Annotated in this window: 8 protein-coding genes and 1 pseudogene; 7 read left to right on the top strand and 2 right to left on the bottom strand. The window is 70.4% G+C overall.

The features are described from left to right. Nucleotides 1-84: 84 nt before the first annotated feature. On the bottom strand, nucleotides 85-339 hold the full coding sequence (locus ACFWFZ_RS33820) for a hypothetical protein (RefSeq protein WP_387127772.1): 255 nt from the start codon (nucleotides 337-339) through the stop codon (nucleotides 85-87). Between ACFWFZ_RS33820 and ACFWFZ_RS33815 the strand changes: the two genes are divergently transcribed. Then, complete coding sequence (locus ACFWFZ_RS33815; protein WP_387127774.1) at nucleotides 292-510, top strand: hypothetical protein; 219 nt, start codon at nucleotides 292-294, stop codon at nucleotides 508-510. The two genes, ACFWFZ_RS33820 and ACFWFZ_RS33815, sit on opposite strands and share 48 nt — an antisense overlap. A gap of 101 nt (nucleotides 511-611) precedes the next feature. On the opposite strand, the gene ACFWFZ_RS33810 is transcribed toward ACFWFZ_RS33815, so the two are convergent. Beyond that, nucleotides 612-1,499 carry a LysR family transcriptional regulator gene (locus ACFWFZ_RS33810; RefSeq protein WP_387127765.1) on the bottom strand — a complete coding sequence of 296 codons (888 nt, stop codon included), beginning with the start codon at nucleotides 1,497-1,499 and terminating at the stop codon, nucleotides 612-614. Between the two features lie 91 nt (nucleotides 1,500-1,590). Between ACFWFZ_RS33810 and ACFWFZ_RS33805 the strand changes: the two genes are divergently transcribed. The 6 genes and pseudogenes from ACFWFZ_RS33805 to ACFWFZ_RS33780 all read left to right on the top strand — a co-directional run bounded on the left by ACFWFZ_RS33805 (nucleotide 1,591) and on the right by ACFWFZ_RS33780 (nucleotide 6,710). Then, nucleotides 1,591-2,088, top strand: coding sequence for a carboxymuconolactone decarboxylase family protein (locus ACFWFZ_RS33805; RefSeq protein ID WP_387127763.1), 498 nt, complete (start codon nucleotides 1,591-1,593; stop codon nucleotides 2,086-2,088). Then, complete coding sequence (locus ACFWFZ_RS33800; protein ID WP_387127761.1) at nucleotides 2,085-2,729, top strand: hemerythrin domain-containing protein; 645 nt, start codon at nucleotides 2,085-2,087, stop codon at nucleotides 2,727-2,729. Before ACFWFZ_RS33805 ends, ACFWFZ_RS33800 begins: the two co-directional genes overlap by 4 nt. Nucleotides 2,730-2,814: 85 nt before the next feature. Continuing rightward, nucleotides 2,815-3,816, top strand: coding sequence for a GNAT family N-acetyltransferase (locus tag ACFWFZ_RS33795; protein WP_387127760.1), 1,002 nt, complete (start codon nucleotides 2,815-2,817; stop codon nucleotides 3,814-3,816). 29 nt (nucleotides 3,817-3,845) lie between these two features. Further along, on the top strand, nucleotides 3,846-4,628 hold the full coding sequence (locus tag ACFWFZ_RS33790; RefSeq protein WP_387127758.1) for a VOC family protein: 783 nt from the start codon (nucleotides 3,846-3,848) through the stop codon (nucleotides 4,626-4,628). A 108-nt stretch (nucleotides 4,629-4,736) separates the two neighbouring features. After that, nucleotides 4,737-5,942: pseudogene (locus ACFWFZ_RS33785) on the top strand (glycosyltransferase); the annotation flags it as partial. An 18-nt stretch (nucleotides 5,943-5,960) separates the two neighbouring features. Next, nucleotides 5,961-6,710, top strand: a complete 750-nt coding sequence (locus tag ACFWFZ_RS33780) for an SAM-dependent methyltransferase (RefSeq protein WP_387127770.1) — start codon at nucleotides 5,961-5,963, stop codon at nucleotides 6,708-6,710. Nucleotides 6,711-6,713 lie beyond the last annotated feature (3 nt).

Below are 6,713 nucleotides of genomic sequence, written 5' to 3'. Positions count from 1 at the left end.
GTCCACAGACCCCGCACAACGGGCACTGCAGCGTCCAGGAAGGCCAAGCCCACGACCCCACGACCCCGCCGCACAGGTTAAAGATCAAGCTAGACCTCTCAAGGCCCGCGTGCCATTCGCGTGCCATACCGTAACGGGGTGTCGGATTGGGCGTTGAATCGTCACTCGCAGCCACCAGACGCCGAACCGTCTCGAATTCCGCCCCGTCGCCTTCCGCCGTTCCGCGCGCCATGTCCTGACCTTGGCGGGACTGATGGCGTTGACGTACTGGTCACCGAAGGTCGGCTCCAGATGAAGGCGGAGCAGCCGACGGTACAGCTCCTCGGTCGTTGCTCGCACGCGGCCCGCATCGCGCAGCGCCAGGCCCGGATCCTGGGCAGCCTGCAGTACCCGCTGGTGCACGGCGACGACCAGGCTGCGGCAGCGCAGCTGCGGCACCTCGCCCCCACCTACGCGCAGCTGCGTACGGCCATTAACGCGGGACTGAGCAATGCCTCGCGAACGGAATGAGAGCCGTCGGGTTCTCCGGCGCCCTCCGCGCGTCTCCCATCGGTCGACTGCTCGACCGGACGCGTCCGAGCTGAGCACTCCGCGTCCCGCCGCAGGTTGCGTCAGAACCGGAGCACGCCGAGATCTCGCACCGTGCCGGCCAGAGCGCGGATGACGTCGTTCTCGGCTTCTGTCCGCCAGACCAGGGCGTAGGTCATGGTCGCCATGTCGGGGACAGGAAGCCATCGGATGTTCTCCATGCCCCAGTACCTGGTGACATGGCCGGGAAAGGTGTGGATGATCTCACCCATGCCGACCCTGCTGATCAGCTCATCGCCGTTGTCCGCCGGCATGAGGCGTTCGATCGGCCGGCCTCGTGGGGTGTGGAAGGGCAGGTAGCTGTCTTCCCAGTAGTCAGGCAGGCCGAGGGCGGTGGCGTGCGGAAACTCGGCGAGCAGCTCCAACGGTACGGAGTCCCGTCGCGCGAGCCGGTGGTCGGCGGCCACGGCGAGAATCCGCGAGTCGGTGCACAAGGTCGGACCGACGGTGAAGTCCGGCTCCTCCACCGGCAGCCAGGCGACAAGGACATCCGTCGCGCCGCTTCGGAGCTGGCCGAACACATCGTTGTACGTCGCCAGGCGGATCTGGAGCTCCCATCGCGGATACCGCGAGCGGAACGTCTTCCAGTAGGCGTGCAGATCGACGACGTTGAACGGCAAGGTGCTGACGCGAAGCTGTGCGGTGACGCCGCGGGCGGCCAGCCGGGCGCGTTCCAGGGATTCGTGCAGGCCCGCGTAGACCGGTTGCAGATCGTCGCGGAACTGCCGGCCGACCTCGGTCAGGCGCACCGTGCGGCTGGTACGGGTGAACAGCTCGGCGCCGATGCGCCGCTCCTGCTTCCTGATGGCCTGGCTGACGCGCGCCTGGGAGACGTGCAGCCGCTGTGCGGTCCGGCCGAAATGCAGCTCCTCGGCCAGCACCAGGAAGATCTCGATGTCCCGCAGCTCCACCGCCCCCAGCCCCCTTCGATAACCCAGCGGTTATCGAACCGCGCGGAATTTTACATTGATCACGATTGCGACCCGCAAGAAGGTTGAGGGCATGCAATCACGCATGAAGAACCCGGCGCTCGTACTGTCGGACGCGCTCATGAGCCTCGGCAGCTTCTTCACGTCGGTCAACCGGGGCGGCCACTGCGATGAGCTGCCGGACATCGTGGCTCTGCGCGTCGGCCAGATCAACGGCTGCGGTGACTGTGTGCACACGCACGTGCAGAACCTGCGCGAGGCGGGCGAGAGCGACGAGCGGGTGGCTGCGGTGGCCGCCTGGCGGGAGGCACCGTTCTTCACCGATGCCGAGCGCGCCGCGCTGGAGCTGGCCGAGGAGGTCACACGCCTGGCCGACCGCTCCCCGGACGCGGCGCCTGACGCCCTGCCGAACTCGGTGCCGGAGGAGCTGTGGGAGCAGTTGTCCGGGCACTTCGACGAACAGCAGCTGTCCGCCCTGATCCTGTCGATCGGCGTGACCAACATGTTCGACTGCCACACCACCGGGGTCCGTGAACCGATCGGCGCGTCCAGGAGGCGACGGCGGCCATGAGCGATGACATCGACCTGACCACGATGTACGCGATGCACGATGCCCTGCGCCGGGAACTGGCCCGTCTGGACCGGATCACCATCGGCACGGACCGTGACCCCCGGCACCTACCGACCACTGCCGGATGGACGCTGTTCAAAAGGGCTCTCCACGCCCACCACACGGCCGAGGACGAGGCGCTGTGGCCGGCGCTGCGTCGACGCCTGGCCCGCCGCCCGCAGGACCTGGCTCTTCTGGAGGCGATGGAGGCCGAGCACGCCGCCATCGACCCGCTGATCGAGGCCATCGACGCGGCGCTCGCCGACCCCGAGGTCGACCAGCTGCGGTTGGGCGTACTGACCGACGCGCTGACCACCGGCCTGGCCGGGCACCTCGAGCACGAGGAGGACGCGGCCGTGCCGCTGATCCGGCGGGCGTTGACGGCCGAGCAGCAGGGCCACTTCGGCCGGGTCCATGCCCAGCTGATCGGCCTGGACGCACCGCTGTTGCTGCCGTGGCTGCTGGACGGCGCCGACGAGCCGACGGCACAGAAGCTGCTCGCTCCACTGCCCGCATCCGTGCGCGCCGCCTACACCGCCGAGTGGGCCCCGGCCTACGCCGACCTGGACCGCTGGAGTCCTGGCACCGCTGCGACGCACTGACACCGCAGTCGGGCGCACGGCATGCGTGCGCATCGTCCGGAACCCGGACCTACGTTCCCCGCAGAAGATCCCTGGAGTCATCGCCTTGTCCGAGCACGTCCACCTCTCTCCGCTCCACACCATCTCGGCCACCGACGCCGCCACCTGGCACCGGGTCGTCGCCGCCTCGATGGCCCGCGACCTGCCCGGGGTACCGCCTCCCGGCCCCGAGCAGATCCACGCCCAGCTCACCAAGCCCGCCTTGGACAGCCGCCGGCTGACCTGGCTGGCCACCGGGGCGGACGGCGTCCCCGTCGGAGTCGCCGGTCTCCGGCTGTTCACCTCCCCGGGGAGGGATCACCTGGCCGAGATGGAACTCCACGTCGACCCCGCGCACCGGCGTCGGGGAGCCGGCTCCCGCCTGCTGTCGGCGGTCGTGTCTGCCTGCCGCGCCGAGGACCGGCGCAGCCTGATCGTCGAAGCAGCGGCCGACAGTCCGGGCGAAGCCTTCTGCCAGAAGCGGAACTTCCGCCTGGCACTGGCCCTGGACCATCTGATCCTGCACCTGAACCAGTGGGACGAGGCCGCCGTTCTTCGGGTCGCCGAGGCCGAACACCCGGGCTACCGGCTGACCGGCTGGACCGGCACGGTGCCCGACGACCTCGCCGAAGCCTTCGCCACCGCCAAGAACGCGATGAACGACATGCCCGTCGGAGACCTGGACTACGGCAGTGTGGCGTGGGACGCCGACCGCGTGCGGGCCATGGCCCAGGTGATCGCCGACCGCGGCGACACCCTGCTGACCCTCGCCGCCGTCCACGACGACGCCACCATGGCCGGCTACACCGAGATCCTGGTCCCGCAGGGCGCGCCGCCGCGTGTGCAGCAGTACGACACCGCGGTCGTGCCCGCGCACCGCGGCCACGGCCTCGGGCTGTGGCTCAAGGCCGCCATGGTGCGCCGACTGCGCGCCGAGCACCCCGGTGTCGTCGAGGTCGAGACGGACAACGCCGAGGACAACGTCCACATGCTGGCCGTCAACCACCGGTTGGGGTTCCGCTCCTACCGGCGAACGCGCGAGTTCCAGCTCGACCTTCCCGTTGCCTGACTTCCTCCAATCCCTTCCCAGGAGCCGCCGTGAACGTCTCAGCCTCCGCCCTCTCCCTGACCGTCGCCGATGTCGACGCCTCCCGTGACTTCTTCCGCACCCACCTCGGCTACGAGGTGACCATGGCCGACGACGGCTTCTGCTCACTGACCCGCGAGGGCGCCGCCGTGGACATCGTCCTGCTCCGCAAGGGCACCGAGGTCCTGCCGGCCGAGCAGCGGGACCGGGAAGCGGGCGGGCTGATCGTCGCGCTCACGGTCAGCGGCCTCGCCGCGGAGGAGGCCCGGCTGCGCGCGGCGGGCGCCCCCATCACCATGCCGCTGCGCGAAGAGCCCTGGGGCGAGCGCCTGTTCCAGATTACCGACCCCAACGGAGTCGTCGTCCAGCTCGTCGAATGGGCCGCACCCGACCACGACGCGGACGGGAGCGAAAGCACCGCCGTGCGGGTGGTCACTCCTTCGCCCGGCGATGTCACCGTCTCCCCGAACGCCACCATGACGGGCCTCGCGGCCCCCAGCCGCGGCAGCGCCGAACTCAGCACCTGGACGGTCGCGATGGAGGCCGGCGCGACCGGACCCGAACACTCCATCAGCCATGAGCAGGTCTGGACGGTCACCGCGGGCTCCCTGGAGGTGACCTGCGACGGCCGTACCGAGAAGGCCACGGCCGGCCAGACCCTGATCCTGCCGCCGGCCGTCGTCCGCCGGATCCACGCCCCGGAACGGGCCGAGGCCCACGTCTCGATGCGCTCCGACGGGGTCGCTTCCGTTCCCGGCACCGAAGGCACCCGCGAACTGCCCTGGGCACGGTAGCGACGGCTGCCGCCGCACGAGCTTGTCCTCAGGGGCTTCCGGCAGCGCCCGGACTCTCCCGCACCATCACCGGCCGAGGCCGGAATCCACAGAAACGAGATGGACGAAATGCGTGTGCTGATCATGGCTTACGGGTCACGCGGCGACATCACGCCGCCGGCCGCACTCGCGGCACAGCTGCGGAAACTCGGCGCGGACGTGCGGGTGTGCGCGCCTCCGGACGAGGAGTTCACACAGCTGCTGGCCGGCATAGGGGCGGAGCACGTGCCGTTCGGTCGGTCGGTGCGCCCGCTGGTGACCGGTGCGCCGCCGTCACCCGGCTTCGCGACCGAGTTCGCGGCCGAGCTGGTCGCAGAGCACTTCGACACGGTAGCCAAGGCGGCCGAGGGCTGTGACGTGCTGGTGGCGACCGGCCTGATGCCGGCCGGCGCCCGGTCAGTGGCCGAGAAGCTGGGCATCCGCTACGTGTACGCCTGCTTCCACCCGTTCGAGATGCCGTCGACGCACTACCCGCCGTCGCCGCGGCCGGGCCCGCCGATTCCGACCGACGCGATCGACATGACCGACAACCGGGCCCTGTGGGACCTGGACGTCCAGAAGGTGAACGCGCTGTACCTCGCACCTCTCAACGCCCACCGGGCGGAGATCGGACTGCCGCTGGTGGACAACGTCCGCGACCATGTCTTCGGCGACCGGCCATGGCTGGCGGCGGACCCGGTCCTGGGCCCGTGGCAGGAGCTGACGGACCTCGACCTCGTGCAGACCGGCGCATGGATCCTGCCCGACGAACGCCCGCTGCCGAGCGACCTGGAGGAGTTCCTGGACGCCGGCACACCGCCGGTGTACGTCGGCTTCGGCAGCATGCCGATGCGCGCCGCGACCGATGTCGCCCGGGTGACTGTCGAGGCGGTCCGCGCCCAGGGCCGGCGCGTACTCGTCTCCCGCGGCTGGGCAGACCTGGGCCTGGTCGACGACGCGGACGACTGCTTCGCCGTCGGCGACGTCAACCACCAGGCGCTGTTCCGCCGGGTGGCCGCAGTTGTCCATCACGGCGGCGCGGGCACGACGACGACGGCCGCCCGGGCCGGCGCGCCCCAGGTGGTGGTACCCCAGTTCGTGGACCAGCCGCACTGGGCCGCCCGCGTGGCAGACCTGGGCATCGGAGCGGCCCACGACGGCCCGACCCCTACCTTCGAGTCCCTGTCGGACGCCCTCAGGACGGCCCTGACCCCCGAGACGGAAGCACGGGCGAAGGCCGTCGCATGCACGATCCGCACCGACGGGACGGCGGTGGCCGCGAAGCTGCTCCTCGACACGGGGAACGCGGCGCCGATGAGCCGCGAACAGATCTCCGGCATCGCGCATGCCGACCACCCGATAAAGTCTCCGCTCGACGACGACTCGGTCAGCCTGCTGCTCGAACGCGGCCTCCCGCGAGGCGATGAGCGAGTGCTCGACCTCGGATGCGGCACAGCGGAATGGCTCCTGCGCGCCCTGGCGACGCGCCCGCACCTGCACGCGGAGGGCGTCGACGTCTCCGAAGTCGCCCTGACGCAGGCCCGCCAGGCGGCGAGCAAGCTCGGGGTCGACGAGCGCCTGGTCCTCCACCACCAGGAGGCCGCGGACTTCGTCTCTGCACAGCCGTTCGACCTGGTGATCAGCGTCGGCGCCACCCATGCCTTCGGCGGTCTCCTCCCCACCCTCGCGGCGGCCCGCAAGCACCTGGCCCCCGGCGGCCGCGTCCTGATCGGTGAGTCGTTCTGGGACTGCGCCCCTTCACCGGAGGCCATCGAGATGTTCGGTGACCTCGACGACCTGGCGACCACGGTGGACCGCGTCGTCGCCGACGGATGGACCCCTGTCCACGGCCATGTCAGCACCCGCAGTGAGCTGGACGCCTACGAGTGGGCCTGCTGGGGCTCGCTGGCCTCTTGGGCTCTGGACCACCCTGCCGATCCGGCCGGCGCACAGGCACTGCGAACGGCCACCACCGCCCGCTCGGAGTGGCTGCACGGATACCGGGACAGCTTCGGCTTCCTCTGCCTGGTCCTGCGTCAGACACCCGTCACGACTGGAAAGTAAGTA

The sequence above is a fragment of the Streptomyces sp. NPDC060232 genome (genome assembly GCF_042726555.1).
Taxonomy (GTDB): domain Bacteria; phylum Actinomycetota; class Actinomycetes; order Streptomycetales; family Streptomycetaceae; genus Streptomyces.
The sequence above is the reverse complement of the archived record's forward strand: the minus strand, read 5'-3'. Positions and strand labels throughout refer to the sequence as shown.